Source organism: Kitasatospora sp. NPDC001175 (assembly GCF_053598215.1).
In genome coordinates, this window is sequence record NZ_JBSFJU010000019.1 from 28776 (window position 1) to 48801 (window position 20026).

At 72.2% G+C, this 20026-nt stretch carries 17 protein-coding genes; 9 read left to right on the forward strand and 8 right to left on the reverse strand.

Annotated elements, in window-relative coordinates; genetic code table 11:
• Positions 1–83: 83 nt before the first annotated feature.
• From ACWDAK_RS16410 to ACWDAK_RS16430, 5 genes are all read right to left on the reverse strand, one after another.
• The gene (locus tag ACWDAK_RS16410; RefSeq protein WP_344638537.1) at positions 84–1760 is read right to left on the reverse strand and encodes an FAD-dependent monooxygenase; all 1677 of its coding nucleotides are present in this window, start codon (positions 1758–1760) and stop codon (positions 84–86) included.
• A gap of 158 nt (positions 1761–1918) precedes the next feature.
• A complete protein-coding gene (locus tag ACWDAK_RS16415) occupies positions 1919–2758 on the reverse strand; it encodes an amino acid ABC transporter permease (protein ID WP_344638538.1) in 840 nt (279 codons plus the stop codon).
• On the reverse strand, positions 2755–3405 hold the full coding sequence (locus tag ACWDAK_RS16420; RefSeq protein ID WP_344638539.1) for an amino acid ABC transporter permease: 651 nt from the start codon (positions 3403–3405) through the stop codon (positions 2755–2757). The genes ACWDAK_RS16415 and ACWDAK_RS16420 overlap by 4 nt, the downstream gene beginning before the upstream one ends.
• A 70-nt stretch (positions 3406–3475) precedes the next feature.
• Positions 3476–4402, reverse strand: coding sequence for a glutamate ABC transporter substrate-binding protein (locus ACWDAK_RS16425; protein ID WP_344638540.1), 927 nt, complete (start codon positions 4400–4402; stop codon positions 3476–3478).
• A 158-nt stretch (positions 4403–4560) separates the two neighbouring features.
• Positions 4561–5289 (reverse strand): amino acid ABC transporter ATP-binding protein, encoded by a 729-nt coding sequence (locus ACWDAK_RS16430; RefSeq protein WP_344638615.1) that lies wholly within the window; start codon positions 5287–5289, stop codon positions 4561–4563.
• A 413-nt stretch (positions 5290–5702) separates the two neighbouring features.
• Between ACWDAK_RS16430 and ACWDAK_RS16435 the strand changes: the two genes are divergently transcribed.
• On the forward strand, positions 5703–6443 hold the full coding sequence (locus tag ACWDAK_RS16435) for a response regulator transcription factor (protein WP_344638541.1): 741 nt from the start codon (positions 5703–5705) through the stop codon (positions 6441–6443).
• 6 nt (positions 6444–6449) lie between these two features.
• Entirely contained in the window at positions 6450–7880 is a 1431-nt protein-coding gene (locus ACWDAK_RS16440) for a HAMP domain-containing sensor histidine kinase (protein ID WP_427393772.1), read from the forward strand.
• Between the two features lie 71 nt (positions 7881–7951).
• Here ACWDAK_RS16440 and ACWDAK_RS16445 read toward each other — a convergent pair whose 3' ends face one another.
• Positions 7952–8962, reverse strand: a complete 1011-nt coding sequence (locus tag ACWDAK_RS16445; protein ID WP_344638543.1) for a TAXI family TRAP transporter solute-binding subunit — start codon at positions 8960–8962, stop codon at positions 7952–7954.
• A 78-nt stretch (positions 8963–9040) separates the two neighbouring features.
• On the opposite strand from ACWDAK_RS16445, the gene miaB reads away from it, so the two are divergent.
• Positions 9041–10537 (forward strand): tRNA (N6-isopentenyl adenosine(37)-C2)-methylthiotransferase MiaB, encoded by a 1497-nt coding sequence (gene miaB, locus ACWDAK_RS16450; protein WP_344638544.1) that lies wholly within the window; start codon positions 9041–9043, stop codon positions 10535–10537.
• Positions 10538–10620: 83 nt separating this feature from the next.
• Positions 10621–11319, forward strand: coding sequence for a class III extradiol dioxygenase subunit B-like domain-containing protein (locus tag ACWDAK_RS16455; RefSeq protein WP_344638545.1), 699 nt, complete (start codon positions 10621–10623; stop codon positions 11317–11319).
• 66 nt (positions 11320–11385) lie between these two features.
• Here ACWDAK_RS16455 and ACWDAK_RS16460 read toward each other — a convergent pair whose 3' ends face one another.
• Positions 11386–11685: an antitoxin gene (locus ACWDAK_RS16460; RefSeq protein ID WP_344638546.1), complete on the reverse strand. Its 300-nt coding sequence runs from the start codon at positions 11683–11685 to the stop codon at positions 11386–11388.
• Between the two features lie 83 nt (positions 11686–11768).
• On the opposite strand from ACWDAK_RS16460, the gene miaA reads away from it, so the two are divergent.
• The 5 genes from miaA to hflX all read left to right on the forward strand — a co-directional run bounded on the left by miaA (position 11769) and on the right by hflX (position 18750).
• Positions 11769–12701 (forward strand): tRNA (adenosine(37)-N6)-dimethylallyltransferase MiaA, encoded by a 933-nt coding sequence (gene miaA / locus ACWDAK_RS16465; RefSeq protein ID WP_344638547.1) that lies wholly within the window; start codon positions 11769–11771, stop codon positions 12699–12701.
• 257 nt (positions 12702–12958) lie between these two features.
• Positions 12959–13447, forward strand: a complete 489-nt coding sequence (locus tag ACWDAK_RS16470) for a hypothetical protein (protein WP_344638548.1) — start codon at positions 12959–12961, stop codon at positions 13445–13447.
• 58 nt (positions 13448–13505) lie between these two features.
• Positions 13506–14417 carry a diaminopimelate epimerase gene (gene dapF / locus ACWDAK_RS16475; protein ID WP_425557752.1) on the forward strand — a complete coding sequence of 304 codons (912 nt, stop codon included), beginning with the start codon at positions 13506–13508 and terminating at the stop codon, positions 14415–14417.
• A gap of 314 nt (positions 14418–14731) precedes the next feature.
• Positions 14732–17005: a RelA/SpoT family protein gene (locus tag ACWDAK_RS16480; protein WP_427393771.1), complete on the forward strand. Its 2274-nt coding sequence runs from the start codon at positions 14732–14734 to the stop codon at positions 17003–17005.
• 239 nt (positions 17006–17244) lie between these two features.
• Positions 17245–18750 carry a GTPase HflX gene (hflX, locus tag ACWDAK_RS16485; RefSeq protein WP_427393770.1) on the forward strand — a complete coding sequence of 502 codons (1506 nt, stop codon included), beginning with the start codon at positions 17245–17247 and terminating at the stop codon, positions 18748–18750.
• A 70-nt stretch (positions 18751–18820) separates the two neighbouring features.
• On the opposite strand, the gene ACWDAK_RS16490 is transcribed toward hflX, so the two are convergent.
• Positions 18821–19984 carry a trypsin-like serine peptidase gene (locus ACWDAK_RS16490; RefSeq protein WP_344638552.1) on the reverse strand — a complete coding sequence of 388 codons (1164 nt, stop codon included), beginning with the start codon at positions 19982–19984 and terminating at the stop codon, positions 18821–18823.
• Between the last annotated feature and the right edge of the window lie 42 nt (positions 19985–20026).

Below are 20026 nucleotides of genomic sequence, written 5' to 3' on the forward strand. Positions count from 1 at the left end.
ACAGTCCGAACGGCTTCACCCCAGCGCCGACCGGAGGGGCTTCCCTGCTGCAAAGGGCCTTCCCCAGGCCTCCGCCCGGGGCGTCAGTTCCCGGCGCTGGCCAGCGAGGGCGGCCCGCCGCGGGCGCGGTCGGCGAGTGCCTGGAGGTCCTCGCCACGGCAGCCGTGGGTGGTGCCGACCAGATGGCCGTCGGGACGGATCAGCAGGACGGTGTGCGGATCGGCGCCCGGGTACTGCTCGGTGACCAGGACTTCGGCGGGCACCGGCAACGCTGCTGCCACCTCGGCGAGTTGGGGCATCATCCCGGCACCCAGCCAGTGCTGCGAGGCCCACACGGCGGTCCCGGGAGCGACCAGCAGCAGCAGGAAGCCGGCCCCGAGCCTGGCCCGCAGCGAGTCGGGCACCCCTTCCGTGGTGAGGACGGGAACGTCGGGGACGAGCACACCCGGTGCGGTTGCGGGCAGGTTCTCGCTGAGCGTGGTTCCGCGACCGCTCCCGCGCTGCACCGGCACCCGGCCGGGTACGCCGGACGGTGCCGCCGGGTAGGCGGGCGCGCCGCCGAAGCGTCCGGTGCCGAGCTGTCCGTCGGCGAGCAACGGGGCGTGCTTGCGGAAGGAGCCGGTGAACAGCGACCGCCTGGTGTGCTGCCAGCCGCGCAGCGGTCGCAGCAGCGGCATGGCCTGGTCGACCGCGCGCAGCCGGGCGCCGACCGCGCCGCGCCGCTCGGCTTCGTACCCGTCGAGCAGCGAGCCATCGGGCTGCGGCCCGCCGGAGTGCAGGTGCCAGGCGAGGGCGAGCCGCCAGGAGAGGTTGTCGGCGTCCCGCAGTCCGTCGACCAGGTTCTGCATGCCGAGCGCGCCGTGCAGGTGGGCGGCGTCCCCGGCGAGGAAGCAGCGGCCGACCCGGAAGCGGGCGGCGAGGCGCTGCTGGTAGGTGTGGTCGGCGGCGGCGAGCAGCTCGTACGGGGGCAGTTCGCCGCACCAGCCGGTGAGCGTGGACTTGACCCGGGCGAGCAGGGTGTCACCGGTGACGATGCCGGGCCAGGTGGCGTGCGGGTCGATCGGTGCGGTGGGTGCCGGGCGGCCGGGCGGCAGTCGCCAGTCGAGCCGCCAGAGGCCGTCGGGCAGTGGGCGGGCGGAGGCCTCGCGGTCGCCGCGCCACGGCGGCTCGCGGTGCAGCCGGGCCTCGCCGGGGAACGGCAGGTTGACGCGTACGGTGGCGACGGCGTGCCGGTCCACCGCCGGGCGGCCCGGGAAGCGGATCTTGAGCAGCTTGCGGACGGTGGAGCGGGCGCCGTCGCAGCCGACCAGGTGGCTGCCGCGCCACCAGGTGCTGGTGCCGTCCTGGGTGTGGTGGGTGCGTACGCTGACGCCGTCCCGGTCCTGTTCGAGTTCCAGGACCCGGCTGAGCGGGGTGAGCTGGATCAGTGGCGTGGCGGTGACCGCGTCGCGCAGGCCGCGCTGCAGACGGTGCTGCGGCAGGTGGAGCACCGGGTCGGCGCCCAGGTCCAGCCGCAGCACCTCGGAGCGGTGGCGCCAGATGCCGAACGCGTCCCAGCGGGCGGCGTCGGAGGCGGCCCTGGTGTAGCCGAGGCGGGTGAGCAGGGCGGTGCTGTCGCCGCCGAGGACGACGGTGCGCGGCCCCTCCGGGCAGACGCCCGCGCCCTCGTCCAGGACGATGCTGGGCACCTCGTGCCGGGCGAGGGCGAGTGCCAGGGCCAGTCCGACCGGTCCGGCGCCGACCACGATCACGGGGTCCACGCGCGGACCTCCGTCCGGCCTCGGATCCCCACGGGTGCCGCCGCGCGCGCCGGGACCTCCGGGTGTACGGGGCATACGGAGGACACGGCGTCGGCTGCGGTGCAGGAGGTCCCGGGTGCTGTCACGAAGAGCAATGCAACAGATCGCCTGGGTGTCCGTCAAGCAGCGGCAGTTGTACGCCGGTTCGCGCCGCGGCGCCCGCGCGCCTCGAGCCACTTGGCCAGCGCCGTGAGCGCCAGGCACATGCCGATGTAGATCACGCCGATCACGATGGTGACCGGAATGTAGGGGTAGCCGTTGGGGGTGGAGGTGTTGCTGGCGATCAGCTTCCCGGCGTAGAGCAGCTCGGTGTAGGTGATGAGGAAGCCGAGCGAGGTGTCCTTGAGGGTGACCACCAGCTGGCCGATGATCGTCGGGAGCATCGAGCGGACGGCCTGCGGCACCAGGATGGTGAACAGCACCTGGGTCTTGCGCATGCCGAGCGCGTAGGCGGCCTCGCCCTGGCCGCGCGGCACCGCGTTGACGCCGCTGCGGATGATCTCGGCCTGGACGGCGCCGTTGTACAGGGTCAGCCCGGTCACCAACGCCCAGAGCGGGGACGTGGCGAACACCGAGTGGTAGAACGCGAAGATCATGATCAGCAGCGGCATCGCGCGGAAGAACTGCACGATCGCCTTGGCCACCGCGCGCACCGGCCTGTGGTCGGAGAGCTGTCCGGCCGCCAGTAGCGAGCCCAGGGCCAGCGAGAGGACGGCGGCCAGGCCGAAGGCGGTCAGGGTGCTCTGCAGGCCGTCGAGGATCCGCTGCTGGATGGCGGTGTACTGGAACGGGTCCCACATCGCGGCGGCGAACTGCCCGGCGCCGGCCAGGCTGTCGTACGCGTACCAGAGCAGGGCGGCGATGCCGAGCAGCGAGAGCACCCCGAAGGCGCGGTAGCGCGCCCTGGCACGGGGACCGGGGGTGTCGTAGAGGACGGTCGAGGTCAGGGCGCTGCTCATCGGGCCACCGCCAGTCGGGTCTCCAGGAGACGGAAGATCACGGCGACCACGGCGCTCACCAGCAGGTAGGCGGCGGCCAGCCAGAAGAAGATCGAGAGGATGTTGTAGCCGCGCTCGGTGAGGGTTCCCTGCACGCTGAAGAGCTCGGAGACGCTGAACGCGCCGGCCACGGCGGAGTTCCTGGGCAGGGCGATGAAGACGCTGCTCATGGGACCCAGCACCGAGCGGGCCGCCTGCGGCAGCACTATCAGGCCGAGGGTCTGGCCGAAGTTCATGCCCAGGCTGCGGGCGGCCTCGGCCTGCCCGAGCGGCACGGTGTTGATGCCGGAGCGCAGCACCTCGCAGACGAAGCTGGCGGTGTAGGAGCCGAGTGCGATCACGGCGAACACGAAGCTGGAGAAGTGGACGTCCAGTCGGGGGAGCCCGAAGGCCACCGCGAAGAACAGCAGTGTCAGCGGGGTGTTGCGGAAGACGTTGACCCAGACGGTGCCGAAGACGCGCAGGGCCGGGACGGGGGAGACCCGGAAGGCCGCCAGCAGGGTGCCGAGCAGCAGTGCGAGCAGCGCGCTCAGTGCGCTGAGCTCGACCGTCTGCAGGAATCCGGCGCGGAAAAGCGCGAAGTTGCCGTCCTCGAAGAGTATGCCCATGCCGGCGGCCCTCCTCTCGATCAAAGGGGCTGTCAGGTGGTCAGAACTGTCGGCGTGTCAGGCCGGAGTCTCAGTAGCGTTCCAGGGCCGGGACGGCCGAGGCCGGGGCGCCGGAGAGGCCGAGGGTGGCGTCGTACGCCTTCTTCCAGTCGCCGTTGTCCTCGTGGGCCTTCAGCGCGTCGTTGATCGCGTTGCGCAGGACGGAGTCGTCCTTGGCCAGGCCGACGCCGTAGGGCTCCTTGGTGAAGGGCTTGCCGACCACCTTGAGCTTGTCGGGGTTCTTGGCGGCGTAGCCCTTGAGGATCGCGTCGTCGGTGGTGACCGCGTCGACCTCACCGGTCATCAGCTTGTCCACGCACTGCGAGTAGGTCTCGTACTTGGTGATCTTGGCGCCGTAGGGCGTGATGTTGTCGATCGAGGTGGAGCCGGTGACGGAGCAGACGGACTTGTCCTTGACCGACTCGGGGCCGGTGATCGTGGTGTTGTCCTTCGCGACCAGCAGGTCCTGGCCGGCCACCAGGTAGGGGCCGGCGAAGGAGACCTGCGCCTTGCGCTTCTCGTTGATGGTGTAGGTGCCGACGTAGAAGTCGATCTGGTGATCGCCATCGCCGGAGAGGGCGTTCTCGCGGTTGGCCGAGGCGATCGTCTTCCACTCGATCTGGTCCGGGCCGAAGCCGAGGTCGGCGGCGACCATTCTGGCGATCTCGATGTCGAAGCCCGAGCGGGCGCTGGCGCCGGAGCCGGCCGAGAGGTCCTCGAAGCCGAGGAAGGGCTGGTCGGACTTGGCGCCGATGACCAGGTGCCCGCGCTTCTTGGCGTTGTCGAAGGTCTTCGAGCCCGTCAGCTTGACGTCGGTCTTCACCTGGTACGTGGGGGGCTTCGGGGCGGCGCTGCCGCCGGCCGCGTTGTCGCTCGGGGATCCGCTCTTGCCGCAGGCCGCGACGGCGGTCAGCGCGAGTACCGACATGGCGGCGGCGATGGTGCGACGGGTCCTCATGAGGGTTGCTCTCCTCGGTCTTGGCCACGGTCAACCGGGCCGCTGGGCTTAGGGGTTCCTGGCGCGGTGCCCGCGCGCCAACCATTCCGGCGGAGTTCGGGCACGCCCTCGGGCCCGGTTCCAACGGAATCGGGTCAGACGCTAGATCAGTTGTGGCCTCAGTGGTGCAGGATCTTCGAAAGGAAGTCCTTGGCCCGGTCGGTGCGCGGCGCGGTGAAGAACGCCTCGGGGGTGTTCTGTTCGACGATCCGGCCGTCCGCCATGAACAGCACGCGGTTGGCGGCGGAGCGGGCGAAGCCCATCTCGTGCGTCACCACGACCATCGTCATGCCCTCGGCTGCGAGCGAACGCATCACCTCCAGCACCTCGTTGACCATCTCGGGGTCGAGGGCGGAGGTGGGCTCGTCGAACAGCATCACCTTGGGCTTCATGGCCAGTGCGCGGGCGATCGCCACCCGCTGCTGCTGGCCGCCGGAGAGCTGGGCGGGGAACTTCTCGGCCTGCGCGCCCACTCCGACCCGCTCCAGCAGCTCGCGCGCGGTCTGCTCGGCCTCGGCCTTCGGGATCCCGCGGACCTTGACCTGGGCGAGCACCACGTTCTCCAGCACGGTCTTGTGTGCGAAGAGGTTGAAACTCTGGAACACCATTCCGACTTCGGCCCGCAGCTTGGCCAGTTCCCGCCCCTCGGCGGGCAGCGGCCGGCCGTCCACGGTGATGGTGCCGGAGTCGATGGTCTCCAGCCGGTTGATCGTCCGGCACAGGGTCGACTTCCCGGAGCCGGACGGGCCGATCAGCACCACCACCTCGCCCCGGGCGATCTCCAGGTCGATGTCCTGGAGCACGTGCAGCGCCCCGTAGTGCTTGTTGACACCGCTCAGTGCGACCAGGGGGTCGGGACGGGAGTCGGTGCCGGTGGTCTCGGTCATCGCGCCTTGCTCCCTCGGGTCCGACCCGGGCGACCCCCGGGGCTGCGGTGCTCGTGCTGGTGTCGTCTGCGCCGGGGGCCGGTGAGCCGGCGGAGCCCGACGGCCCCCGGTTGGGCAGACCCTAGAAGCGTCGACGATGTCATGTCAGCCGATCTGAGGGGAACTTGAGCATCACGATCCGGCCACGTGGCGGGGTCGGAGCGGGGGCTGGGCCCGCTGTACGCCCGGCGGTTGCGGGTGGGAGTGGCCGTGCGCGAACGATCGGACGGCGGTGGCCTGATGACAGGACCCGGCGGACTCGACCATACTCCGCAAGGACCGGGCCAAATCCGGACCGATCCCTCACCGGACAGACCACGGAAAGGAGGCAGGAGGTGCGCCTGCTGCTCGTCGAGGACGACGAACGGGTCGCCGCCGCGCTGGTCGCCGTGCTCGGTAGGCACGGCTTCCAGGTCCGCCATGCCCGCAGCGGGCACGAGGCGCTGGACGCACTGGTGCCCGACGGCAACGAGCCGTACCGGGTGGTCCTGCTCGACCTCGGGCTGCCCGACCGGGACGGCTTCGAGGTGTGCAGCCGGATCCGTGCGCACAGCGGGGTCCCGGTGATCATGGTGACCGCGCGGGCCGACGTCCGCTCGCGGATCCACGGCCTCAACCTCGGTGCCGACGACTACGTCACCAAGCCCTACGACATGGGCGAACTGCTCGCCCGGATCCACGCGGTGGTACGGCGCTGGCCGGCCACGGGCGCCGGGACCGAGCCGGGCGACCAGCCCGCCCAGCCCGGCCCGCTGGAGTCCCGCGGCATCTCGATCGACCGGGAGCGCCGCCGGGTCAGTGTGGACGGCCGCGACGTACCGCTCACCCGCAAGGAGTTCGACCTGCTGGCGCTGCTCTCGCAGAGCCCCGGCGTGGTCTACCGGCGGGAGCAGATCTTCAGCGAGGTCTGGCGCAGCGGCTGGGAGGGCAACGGCCGCACCCTGGAGGTGCACATCGGATCGCTGCGCAACAAGCTAGGCCTGCCCGGACTGGTCGAGGCCGTCCGCGGCGTGGGCTACCGGCTGATCGCCGAGCAGCCCCGGACCGACCCCGCCAGCCCGGACTCGGGGCGCTGACCTCTCGTGCGCAACCGTCTGCTCGGCATCCTGCTCTCCCTGATGGCCTGCGTGCTGGCGGCCCTGGGGGTGCCGCTCGCGGTGTTCATCGCGGCCGCCGAGCAGAGCACGGTGGTGGTCGACCGGCTCGACGACGCGGCCCGCTTCGCCCAGGATCTGCCCACCCAGGGCTACCTCGGGGCGGACACCGCGATGAAGGGCGACTCGACGCCCGACCCGGGAGACCCCGGCCGCCGCAACGCACTGGCCGTCGAGGCGGAGCGCTACCACGGCCTGTACGGGATCCGGATCGGGATCTTCCAGCGCAGCGGCGCCACCGCGGCCAGCTCGCCGGAGGGCTGGCGGGTACCGGACGCCGGCCCGGGCCGGCAGGCCTTCCAGGAGGCCCTGGACGGGCGCCGCAGCCACAACCCGCCACAGGTCTGGCCGTGGACCCCGGAGCGGACCCTCACCGTGGCCACCCCCGTGGTCCGGGACGGCGACGTGGTCGCCGTGGTGCTCACCGACTCCCCGACCGGACCGCTGCGGGCCCGGATCCTGCACCACTGGCTGGTGCTCGGCGCGGGCGAGGCGCTGGCGATGATCGTGGCCGTACTGCTGTCGGTGCGCCTCACCAGCTGGGTGCTGCACCCGGTCCGCACCCTGGACCGGGCCACCCACGACATCGCCACCGGACGGATGAACGCACGGGTCGCGGCCAGTGCGGGCCCGCCCGAACTCCGGCGGTTGGCACGCTCGTTCAATCACATGGCGGACAACGTGGTGCTCGCCCTGGACCAGCAGCGGGCCTTCGTCGCGGACGCCTCGCACCAGCTGCGCAACCCGCTCGCCGCCCTGCTGTTGCGGGTCGAGCTGCTCGGCCTGGAACTGCCCGAGGGACACGAGGAGGAGCTCGGCCAGGTCCGTGAGGAGGGCGTCAGGCTGGCCCGGGTGCTCGATGACCTGCTTGGCCTGGCCACCGCCGAACACGCCCGCCCGGAGCCCGAGCAGGTCGACCTCACCGCCCTGGTGCTGGCCAGGATCGACGCCTGGCGTCCGGTCGCCGGTCAGCGCGGGCAGCGGCTGGAGTGGGAGGGGCCGCCGTCGGCGGTCGGGCTGGCCGATCCGATCGGGTTCGGCAGCGCGCTGGACGCGGTGCTGGACAACGCGCTCAAGTTCACCCCGGACGAGGGTCGGATCGGGTTGCGGATCGCGACGGGCAAGCGCGAGGTCGCGGTGACCGTCACCGACGCGGGCCCCGGGCTGACCGAGGAGGAGCTGGCCAGGGTGGGCGACCGCTTCTGGCGCAGTCCCCGGCACCAGAACATCGACGGCTCCGGGCTCGGCCTCTCGATCGCCCGGACCCTGCTGCTGGCGGGCGGAGGCTCACTCGACTTCGCCCCCGCCGAGCCGACGGGCCTGGCGGTGACGCTCGCGGTGCCCAAGGGCGACGGCTGAGCCGCCGGGCGAGCGGGGGAGCGGCCTCCTCGACGAGCGGGCCCTGGGAAGCAACGGCACAACCGGCAGCCTCAGGGTTTGACCGAGGTGTAGTAGCGGCGGGCGCCCTCGTGGAGGGGGAGCGGGGCGGTGTAGACGGCGGTGCGCAGATCGACCAGCTGGGCGGCGTGCACCTTGGCGCCGATCACGTCGCGGCTGTCGATCACCGCCCTGGTCAGGTCCTCCACCAGGCGGGGGGCGACGTCGTCCCTGGTCACCAGGAGGTTGGGCACCGCGAGCGTGGGCACCGCCGCGTCGCTGTTCTTCGCCTTGGGATAGGCGTCGGGCGGAATGGTCGCGGCTCGGTAGGCGTCGGTGCCGCCGCCCTCCTGCTGGTGCACCGACTCGGCCAGGTCGCCGAGCGGCACGATCCGGATCGGGAACTGCTCCGACAGGTCGGCGAGGGCGGAGGTCGGCAGCCCGCCGGACCAGAAGAAGGCGTCCAGCTTGCCCGCCTTCAGCTGGTCGGCGGCGTCACCGACGCCGAGCATGACCGGGTGGATGTCGTGGTCCGGATCCAGACCGGCTCCGGCCAGTAGCCGTCTGGTCACCAGGTTCACGCCGGACAGGCTCTGGCCGACGCTCACCCGCAGCCCGCGCAGGTCCGCCGCCCGGTGCACCGGTGAGTCGGCCGGGACGACCAGCTGCAGGTAGTCGTCGTACAGCCGGGCGATGGCCCGCAGCCGGGACTTCTGCGGTCCCTGGTACTCGGCGACCGCGTCGGCGGTCGCTATCGCGAACGCGTCCCGGCCGGAGAGCACCCGCTCCAGGTTGTCCACCGAGCCCTCGGAGTTGTCCAGCTGCAGCTTCAGCGCGGGCAGGTGCGTGCCCAGGTAGTCGTGCAGCAGCAGCCCGTACTTGTCGTAGACCCCGCGCGGCACACCGGTCGCGAGTCTGGGCGGGCCGCCCGGGTAGACGTCGCCGTCAGCCGAGGCCAGCCACCAGCCCGCCAGCGCGCCGACGACCAGCAGCAGCGCGGCGGCCGCCCGGCCGAGCCGGCTGCGGGCCACCACGCGCAGCACGGTGCCCGGCGCGAAAGTCATGCGGGGGATCCTGCCAGGACTGGGCCATGATCGGGAGAGGTTCACGCGGGTGGACTGCGGTCTCGTACCCTTGGGTCCGTGGGTACGAGCCAGGAACCGAAGAGCTACAAGGTCGTCACGTACGGCTGCCAGATGAACGTCCACGACTCCGAGCGCCTCGCCGGACTGCTGGAGGACGCCGGATACGTCAAGGCCGAGCAGGGCGGTGGCGACCCTGACCTGGTCGTCTTCAACACCTGCGCGGTGCGCGAGAACGCCGACAACAAGTTGTACGGCAACCTCGGCCAGCTGGCGCCCGTCAAGAACCGCCACAAGGGAATGCAGATCGCCGTCGGCGGCTGCCTGGCGCAGAAGGACCGCGACTCCATCGTGCAGAAGGCACCGTGGGTCGACGTGGTCTTCGGCACCCACAACATCGGCCACCTGCCCGCGCTGCTGGAGCGCGCGGCGGTGGAGAAGAAGGCCCAGGTCGAGATCCTGGAGTCGCTGGAGACCTTCCCCTCCACGCTGCCCACCCGCCGCGAGTCCGCCTACGCCGCCTGGGTCGCCATCTCGGTCGGCTGCAACAACACCTGCACCTTCTGCATCGTGCCCGCACTGCGCGGCAAGGAGGAGGACCGCCGTCCCGGCGACATCCTCGCCGAGATCGAGGCGCTGGTCGCCGAGGGCGTCGTCGAGGTCACCCTGCTCGGCCAGAACGTCAACGCGTACGGCTCCGACCTGGGCGACCGGGAGGCGTTCTCCAAGCTGTTGCGCGCCTGTGGGCAGATCGAGGGCCTGGAGCGGGTCCGCTTCACCTCGCCGCACCCGCGCGACTTCACCGACGACGTGATCGCCGCGATGGCCGAGACCCCGAACGTGATGCACCAACTGCACATGCCGCTGCAGTCCGGCTCGGACACCGTGCTGCGGGCGATGCGCCGTTCCTACCGGCAGGAGCGCTTCCTTGGGATCATCAGATCGGTCCGCGAGGCGATGCCGGACGCCGCGATCTCGACCGACATCATCGTGGGCTTCCCCGGTGAGACCGAGGAGGACTTCGAGCAGACCCTGCACGTGGTCCGCGAGGCCAGGTTCACCAACGCCTTCACCTTCCAGTACTCCAAGCGGCCCGGCACCCCCGCCGCCGAGATGGAGGACCAGATCCCCAAGGCCGTGGTGCAGGCGCGCTACGACCGGCTGATCGCGCTCCAGGAGGAGATCTCCTGGGAGGAGAACAAGAAGCAGGTCGGCCGCACCCTGGAGATCCTGGTCGCCGAGGGCGAGGGCAAGAAGGACGACAAGACCGACCGGCTCTCCGGCCGCGCCCCCGACAACCGGCTGGTGCACTTCACCCGGCCGGCGGAGCCGGTACGGCCCGGTGACATGGTCACGGTCGAGATCAGCTACGCGGCCCCGCACCACCTGCTCGCCGAGGGGCCGGTGCTCTCCGTGCGCCGCACCCGTGCGGGGGACGCGTGGGAGAAGCGGCAGGCCGCGCCGGCGGCGAAGCCGGCCGGGGTGATGCTCGGTCTGCCGACGATCGGTGTGCCGGCCGCACCGGCCGCGCCCAGCGGCGGGTGCAGCACCTGCTGAGGCGTCCGTAGGACGGCTGTCGAGGGGCGCGGTCCGCCGACCGCGCCCCTCGGTGCATGCGGTCGCGGTCTAGAGTGATCGACATGCTGGTTGCCGCCGCCGTCTGCCCCTGCCCCCCGATGCTCGTACCGGAAGTGGCCGCCGGTGCCGCGCCCGAACTGGAGGTGCTGCGCACCGCCTGCGCGGAGGCGGTGCGGGAACTGCTCGACTCCGGGGCCGAGCTGCTGGTGGTGGTCGGGACCGGCCCGCGGGCCCAGGTCTGGACCGAGGGCGGCGCGGGCTCGTTCCACCGGTACGGCGTGGACCTGGCCGTCCGGCTGCCCTCCGGCGGCGTCGACGGACCGCCGCTCGCCCCCTCGCTGACGCTCGGCGCCTGGCTGCTGACCGAGGCCGGTGCCGCGCTGCCCACACACGCCTGCGCGGTGCCCGCCGACGCCCCGCCCACCCGGATGCTGAGCCTGGGCAAGGGGCTGGCCGACCTCGCGGACCGGGTGGGCCTGCTGGTGCTGGGCGACGGCAGCGCCTGCCGTTCGGTCAAGGCACCCGGCTATCTGGACGAGCGCGCCGAGGGCTTCGACGCGGACGCCGCCCGCGCCCTGGGTGCCGCCGACACCGAGGCGCTGGCCGCCCTCGACCCGAAGCTCGCTGCCGAGCTGCTGGCGGACGGCCGCGCGCCCTGGCAGGTCCTGGCGGGAGCAGCCGAGGACGCCGGGCTCGGCGGGCGGCTGCGGTACGCCGAAGCGCCGTACGGGGTCGGCTACTTCGTGGCGTCCTGGTGCTGACCGCCGCGCCCGGGGCCGTACCGCACCGGGGCTGACCGCACGGCGCCGGTCCACGACCGGAACCGGTCAGCCGGCCGGCGGCCGGTCCTCCTCCGCGGAGGACTCGTCCCTGGGCTTGGCGGCGAAGCTGTCCACGACCTCCTTGGTCTTGGCCGTGCCGTGCTCGATCTTGTCGGTGTACCTGTGCTTGGTCGCCTTGTCGACGGCCTCGCCGGCCTTCTCCACCATGTGGTCGATCGTCTCGTTGTGCTTACCCGCGAGCTCGCTGGCCTTCTCCTTGAGCTCGTCGGCCCTGCTCTTGAGGGTGTCCATCAGGCCCATGGCAGTCTCGCTCTCCTGGTGGGTCGGCTGTTCCGAAAGGTTCAACGTCGGGGACACCCTCGTTGTTCTCCGGAACGATCTCCAGTACCGGCGCACGGTGTCCCGGCCGACTTTGCGAGACTTGGACCGTGAGCAGCTCCCGTGTCAATCCTCCCCGCGTCGTCTCCGTGGTCGGCGCGACCGCCGCCGGAAAGTCGGACCTGGCGGTCGCCATCGCCCGCAGCCTCGACGGCGAGGTGATCAACACCGACTCCATGCAGCTGTACCGGGGGATGGACATCGGGACGGCCAAACTCACCGAGGCCGAGCGCGGCGGCGTTCCGCACCACCTGCTGGACATCTGGGAGGTCACCGAGGGCGCCAGCGTCGCCGAGTACCAGCGCCTCGCCCGAGCCGAGATCGACCGGCTGCTCGCGGCCGGACGGACCCCGGTGCTGGTCGGCGGCTCGGGGCTGTACGTCCGGGCGGCGATCGACGAGATGGAGTTCCCGGGCACCGACGCCGGGGTGCGGGCCGGGCTGGAGCAGGAGCTGGACGAGCACGGATCCGGCCTGCTGCACCGCCGGCTCGCCGAGCTCGACCCGGTCGCCGCCGAGGCGATCCTGCCGAGCAACGGCCGCCGGATCGTCCGGGCGCTGGAGGTCATCGAGATCACCGGCCGCCCGTTCACGGCCAGTCTGCCGGGCCACCGGTCGGTGTACGAGACGGTGCAGATCGGGGTCCGGGTGCCGCGTCCCGAGTTGGACGAACGGATCGCGCTGCGGGTTGACCGGATGTGGGCGGCCGGACTCCTTGACGAAGTGCGGGAGCTGGAGAAGCTCGGGCTGCGCGAGGGCCGTACGGCCAGCCGGGCGCTCGGGTACCAGCAGGTGCTGGACCACTTCGCCGGCGAGTGCACCGAGGACGAGGCGCGTGCCGAGACCGTCCGGGCCACCAGGCGGTTCGCCCGCCGCCAGGAGTCCTGGTTCCGCCGGGACGAGCGGATCCACTGGCTGGACCGTCCCGCCGGTGCCGATCCGGTCGAGCTGCTCGGACGGTCGCTGGAACTGATCGCCGGCTGAGGCCGGTGTCACCGGTGGTCTGATCCGGCCTCAGGACCGCCGGATTCCGGCCACCGGGGGATGCACCTGCATGTGCATGGCGAACTCGGGGTTACGGCCTCATCACGTCCTGGCCACGGATCACCCGCCGACCCCTCGGGACGCCCTGTGCCCACCTCTGGACATGCCATCATCGAGGGCATATGGGGTCAGTCGCGTGGGCCGACCTCACCGTTCACGAGTCCGTGAGCTCGTGTCGAACCGTCAGGGGAGGCGGCGTGTCGCCGGGTACCGGCCCCGAGATCGAGCAGCTGCCGAACGACGCCGAAGACAGCGCCGAGATCACGCTGCCCGAGCTCGCCGTACCCACCACCTCGTACGCAGTCGCCGTGCCCGCGATCGGGGACCTGGCGGTGCCCGGTGTGGTGCACGAGCGGGAGATCCGGCCGCGGCGCAGGCTGCGCTGGTGGCAGATCCTGCCGATCGCCCTGGTCGCCACCCTCGGCTCGCTGATGTTCGCCTTCCCGCTCGCCTTCGGTTCGAGTGACAACGCCTCGGCCATGATCGGGATGCTCGGGCTGCTGCTCACCGCCGCCTCGGTCGGTTGGGGCGCGATGGCGGCCAGGGTCGCCGGGTACAAGTGGCCGGGGCTGCCGCGCCGGGGAACCGGGCAGCGGGCCAGCCGCCGGGCCATCGCGGTCTACACCCTGATCGCGATCGTCTCCGTGGTGCTGGCGGTCTGGCGGGTCGTCCGCCTCAGCGGCTGAGCCGAGGGCCGGCCCACCGGCCGGACACGGTGACCGGGCCGCGTGGGCGGTCAGTACCATCGGCACTGTGAGTGCTACCGCGACGGGCCTGCCCTTCCTCAAGGGCCACGGCACCCAGAACGACTTCGTGATCGTCCCCGACCCGGACGGCCTGCTGGACCTGGGCCCGGACGTCGTCGCCCGGCTGTGCGACCGCCGGGCCGGCATCGGCGGCGACGGGCTGCTGCGCGTGGTGCGCTCCGCCGCCGACCCGGCGGCCGCCGGGCAGGCGGACCAGGCCGAGTGGTTCATGGACTACCGCAACTCCGACGGCTCGATCGCCGAGATGTGCGGCAACGGCGTCCGGGTCTTCGCGCGCTACCTGGTGCACGCGGGGCTGGTCGAGCCGGGCCCGATCGCGGTCGCGACCCGGGCCGGGGTGCGGCGGGCGGTCATCGCCGAGGACGGCGTCGACGGGACGCCGGGCGCGGTCACCGTGGACATGGGCCGCGCGCTGCTGCCGGGGCCGGACGGGATCGAGGTCTCGGTCGGCGACCGCAGCTGGCCCGCGCGGAACGTGAACATGGGCAATCCGCACGCCGTCGCCTTCGTCGACGACCTCGCGCAGGCGGGCGAACTGCGGACGGCGCCGCGCACCACACCCGGGAGCGCGTACCCCGAGGGCGTCAACGTCGAGTTCGTGGTGGACCGGGGGCCGCGGCACGTCGCGATGCGGGTGCACGAGCGGGGGTCGGGGGAGACGCTCTCCTGCGGCACCGGAGCCTGCGCCGTCGCGGTCGCAGCGGCACGGCGGGACGGGCTCGACCCGGCGGTCACCGGCGAGGCGGTCTCCTACACCGTGGACCTCCCGGGCGGCAGCCTGGTCATCACCGAGCACCCGGACGGCCGGGTCGAGATGACCGGCCCCGCGGAGATCGTCGCCGCCGGCACCATCGACCCGGCCTGGCTCGGCGTGCTTCCGCTCCGCTGAGGGCTCGCGGGGGCGGCGGTGAGTTCCTTGCGGGTGGGTCCTCCGGCTCGGAGGGCTGCCCGGGTGCCCCGGCACCTCCGCAGCTCACCACGGGCCGGAACGCACCGCCGCAGGGGAACCGAGCGGGACGCCGGGCGGCGGCGCGCCGTGTTCCTGCGGGCGCTTCGCTTTGCCCCGTAGCGGGGTAGCCGAATCCGCCCGATCGGGTGATCTCGGTGACGGGTGGGAAGCAGGGCATCGCGGAACGTGTTGTGCTCGGTAGCATGGACCACCGGGGTCGGGAGCCGCTCCGGTGATCGCTGCCGGAGGTGCAGATGACCATCGACGCAGGCCGACCCCTGACCGGTCAACCAGCAGTCGGCCCATCCCCGCTCGGCCAACCCGTCATCGACAGCCACGGCGCGCCCGCGGGCCCGCCCGCCCGGGCCGGCCGGGCCTCGTTCGGCCGCGCCGCGCTGGGCCGGGCCGGCCGGGCCGCCCTGCTGGCCACCGGCCGCACGCCGGTCCCCGACGCGATCGAGCCGATCGTGGAGGCGCACCGCCGTCACCACCCGCACGCCGACCTGACCCTGCTCAGCCGCGCCTACCGCACGGCCGAGGCCAGCCATCGGGGCCAACTCCGCAAGAGCGGTGAGCCGTTCATCACGCATCCGCTCGCGGTGACGATGATCCTCGCCCAACTCGGCGCCGGTACCACCACCTTGGTGGCCTCGCTGCTCCACGACACCGTGGAGGACACCGAGATGACACTCGCCCAGGTCAGTGCCGAGTTCGGCCCCGAGGTGGCGTATCTGGTCGACGGCGTCACCAAGTTGGAGAAGGTGGACTTCGGTGCCGCGGCCGAGGCCGAGACCTTCCGCAAGATGCTGGTGGCCACCGGGGACGACGTCCGGGTCATGGTGATCAAGCTGGCCGACCGGCTGCACAACATGCGGACGATCCGCCACATGAAGCCCGCCAGCCGGATCAGGATCGCCAAGGTCACCAGGGACGTGTTGATCCCGCTGGCCGAGCGGCTCGGAATCCAGGTGCTGAAGGTCGAGTTGGAGGACATCGTCTTCGCCACCCTGCACCCGGAGGAGCACGCCCGCACCCGTGCCCTGGTGGCCGCGCACGAAGCGGAGCCGGACACCGTGCTCCAGCCCTTCGCCCAGGCGCTCACCCGGCAGCTGGCCGAGTCGGGGGTGGCGGCGAGCGTCACCGTCCGGGCCAGGCACTGCGTCTCGGTGCACCGGTTCCTGCTCAAGCGCGCCGCCGCCGCGGGGCCGGACGGCCGGCCGCAGGGCCTGCGGCCGGCCGACTTCGGGCGGCTGCTGGTGACGGTCGAGGAGAACGCCGACTGCTACGCCGTCCTCGGCGAGCTGCACACCTGCTGGACGCCGCTGCCGGGCGAGTTCAAGGACTTCGTCGCGGCGCCGAAGTTCAACCTCTACCAGTCCCTGCACACCGCCGTGACGCTGGCCGGCGGCGAGGTGGCGGAGGTGCTGGTGCGGACGCGGCAGATGCACCGGGTGGCCGAGTTCGGCGTGGTCGCGCTGGGGGACCCGCTGGTCCCCGGCGGCCAGCCCGGCGAGCCCGAGCGGGCGGACGGGGCGGATCCGGCCCGCCCGGGCTGGCTGAGCAGACTGCTTGAGTGGCAGCAGGAGACCCCGGACCCGGACACCTTCTGGTCAGCCCTCACCGCCGACCTCTCCGACGACCGTGAGATCACCGCCGTCACCGAGGACGGTCTGACCCTCCAGCTGCCCGCCGGGGCCAGCTGCGTGGACGCGGCGTACCTGCTCGGTGAGGAGACCGGCCACCGCTGTCTCGGTGCCCGGGTGAACGGGCGGCTGGTCGCCCTCTCCACGGTGCTCGGGGACGGCGACGTGGTCGCGGTCCTCACCGAGCAGGCCGGTCCCGGCCCCGGCGCCGAGCCTTCGGGGCCGGCTCCCGGGTGGCTGGAGTGCACCAGAACGCCGGCCGCCAGGCTCGCCATCGAGCGCTGGCTGGCCGAGCATCCGGCCGGCGCCCGCGAGCCCGCTCCGGAGCCCGCCCCGGCGGCCGGTCCGCCCCCGGGGCGCCCGCCGGGGTTCCCGCCCGCCCCGGTCACCGCCCGCGGCGAGCGGTCCCCGGTGGCGGTGCCCGGCCGTCCGGGCGCACCGGTCCGGCTCGCCCGGTGCTGCACGCCGGTGCCGCCGGACGTCGTGGTCGGGTACGAGATCAGGGGCGGCGCGTTCGCGGTGCACCGGGTCGGCTGCCCGGCGGGGGAGCGGTTGCGGGAGGCCGGCCGCAGCCCGGTCGTGCCCGACTGGGTGCCGGGGGTCTGTCCGCCCTGCGGCTTCCGGGTCACCCTGGAGGCCCAGGCGCTGAACCGGCCCCGGCTGCTCGCCGACCTGACGGCGGTGATGTCGGCGGAGGGCATCGGCATCGTCTCGGCCGCCGTGGAGCCCCCGCAGGACCTCCAGGTGCGGCACACCTACACCATCGAGCTGCCGACCCCCGGGACACTGCCGCTGGTGATGCGGGCGATGCTGCGGGTCTCCGGGGTCTACGACGTCTACCGGGCGGGGCTGCCGAGGCTCCCCCCGGCCGGCCGGGGGGAATGAAGCGGGCGGGGGCGGGCGCCGCCGGGTGAAATGAGGATGACCCACCCAGGTCGGGCATGCGACCATTCAGGGGAATTCACGGCCGGTCCACGGCGTTCACCGGTACGCAGTAGTGCCGGTGCGGACCGTGGCCCGCAGGGGTAGCTCATCATCTTCGTCCGGTAGCAGGGGCGGGTTTCTGGGCAGGCTCCGGGGTGCGCAGGGCTGCGCACCGGCCCTCCCGACACGCAAAGGATGAGATGACCTCCACGTTCGACAGCCGCAACCATTCCGACAAGTCCGCGAGCCGTCTGTACGGCCTGCGGGCGGGAGCCCTCATGGACGAGGACCTCGCGGCGATCGACGAGGACCTCGACCAGCACTTCGACGGCGAGCAGTACGACCGCACCGAGCGTGCCGCACTCCGCCGTGTCGCCGGTCTCTCCACCGAGCTCCAGGACGTCACCGAGGTCGAGTACCGGCAGCTCCGCCTGGAGCGGGTCGTTCTCGTCGGCGTCTGGACGGACGGCACGGCGGACGAGGCCGAGAACTCCCTGGCCGAACTCGCGGCGCTGGCCGAGACGGCCGGCTCCGTGGTTCTCGACGGCGTGATCCAGCGCCGTGACAAGCCGGACGCCGCGACCTACATCGGCTCCGGCAAGGCACAGGAGCTGCGCGACATCGTCGCCGCCACCGGCGCCGACACCGTCGTCTGCGACGGTGAGCTCACCCCGGGCCAGCTGATCCACCTCGAGGACGTCGTCAAGGTCAAGGTCGTCGACCGGACGGCCCTGATCCTGGACATCTTCGCCCAGCACGCCAAGTCCCGGGAGGGCAAGGCGCAGGTCTCGCTCGCGCAGATGCAGTACATGCTGCCGCGACTGCGCGGCTGGGGTCAGTCGCTCTCCCGGCAGATGGGTGGTGGTGGCTCCGGCTCCGCCGGCGGTGGTATGGCCACCCGTGGTCCCGGTGAGACCAAGATCGAGACGGACCGCCGCCGGATCCGCGAGAAGATGGCGAAGCTCCGCAAGGAGATTGCCGAGATGAAGAAGGGCCGGGACACCAAGCGTCAGGAGCGCAAGCGTCACCAGGTCCCCTCGGTGGCCATCGCGGGCTACACCAACGCGGGCAAGTCCTCGCTGCTCAACCGGCTCACCGGCGCGGGCGTGCTGGTGGAGAACGCGCTGTTCGCCACCCTGGACCCGACCGTGCGCCGGGCGCAGACCCCGAGCGGCCGGATCTACACCCTGGCCGACACCGTCGGCTTCGTCCGGCACCTGCCGCACCACCTGGTCGAGGCCTTCCGCTCGACCATGGAAGAGGTCGCCGACGCGGACCTCATCCTGCACGTGGTGGACGGCTCGCACCCCGAGCCGGAGACCCAGCTGGCCGCCGTCCGAGAGGTGATCGTATCGGTCGAGGCACAGGACGTGCCGGAGATCGTGGTGATCAACAAGGCCGACGCCGCCGATCCGCTCGTGCTGCAGCGGCTGCTGCGCCGCGAGCCGCACGCCATCGTGGTCTCGGCCCGTACCGGGCAGGGCATGGCGGAGCTGTTGCAGCTGATCGACGACGAGCTGCCGCGCCCCGCGATCGAGGTTCAGGCCCTGGTGCCGTACACCAGGGGCGATCTGGTCTCCCGGGTGCACGCCGAGGGCGAGCTGCTCGGCACCGAGCACACCGGTGACGGGACGCTGCTGCGCGCCAAGGTCTCCGCCGAGCTGGCGGCCGAGCTGGAGCGCTTCGCGGTCGTCGCCCAGGGCTGACAGCGGCGGGCAGAGACGACGAGGGCCCGGGCCCGTCCGCACTTGGACGGGCCCGGGCCCTCGGTGTCTGTCAGCCCTGCCGCTTGCTGATGAAGTCGAACACCGACTTCGCCTCATCACCCAGCGAGGGACCGGCCATCCAGGCCGCCGGGCGCGGGCCGATCGAGTTGTTGCTGATCAGCGCGGGCTTGCCGTCCTTCACGACGAACCAGCCACCGCCGCTGGCACCGCCGGTCATGGTGCAGCCGATGTTGTACATGGTCGGGCGGCTGGCGTCGAAGGAGAGTCGGGCCGGCGGGACGCTGGAGTCGCAGTGCTCCAGCTCGCGGCCGTCGAACGGCGCGGCCTGTGGGTAGCCGTACGAGGAGACCGTGCTGACCTGGTTGCGCGGGGCGTTGAACCAGACCGGTATCGAGCCGCCCACGGTCTCCTCCAGCGACTTGCCGCCGCCCTCCTCGTTGTGCACCCGGATGACCCCGAAGTCGTACTGGCTCACCGGGCCGCCGCGCTCGCCGCCCTCCTCGGTCCACTGCGGCGAGACGACGGCGTAGTCGGCGTCCCACACGCCGTACGGGACGACCTGCTGCTGGGAGCCGGTCTTGCCGTTGCTGGCGGCGCCGCTGCGGTTGAAGGACGGCATGAAGCTGATCTTCTTGAACCAGTCCTTGCCCTTGCCGCCGTGCAGGCAGTGGGCCGCCGTCCAGACGAGGTTGCTCTTGCCCGGGTGGGCCGGGTCGCTGACCACGGTGCCGGAGCAGACCGCGGCCTCCTGGTCGTCGACCTGCATGTAGATCTTGCCGAGCACGGCGGTGTTGGTGGAGTACGGGTGCGGCTGCGGCTTGGCCTGGATCGGGGCCGGCGCGGGGTCGTTGTCGGACGCCGTCCGGCTGGACTGGACACCGGCCTCCTGGTTCTCCATGCCCTTGGCGGCCTGCATCTTGGCCTGGTCCCAGAAGCCCTTGATCACCTCAGGCTTGAAGCCGTGCTGCTCGGCCCACTTGGTCCAGTCGTCCGCGCTCCAGTTCTTGATGTTCTGCAGAACCTTGGACAGGTCGATGCCGCCCTTGCTCGCGGTTGCCGTCGCGGTCACCGACGGCGAGGCGACGGCCTGCGAGGAGCTGTCCTTCTTGTCCGGACCGCAGGCGCTCGCGGTCAGCACCAGGACGGTGGCGACGGCGGCGGTCAGCCCGGCGCGGCGGCGCGGGCTTGTGCTGTGCGTAGAGGTGGTGTTCATGAGGTTCCCCGTTTGCCGATACTGATCCGAGCGGTCAAGTCC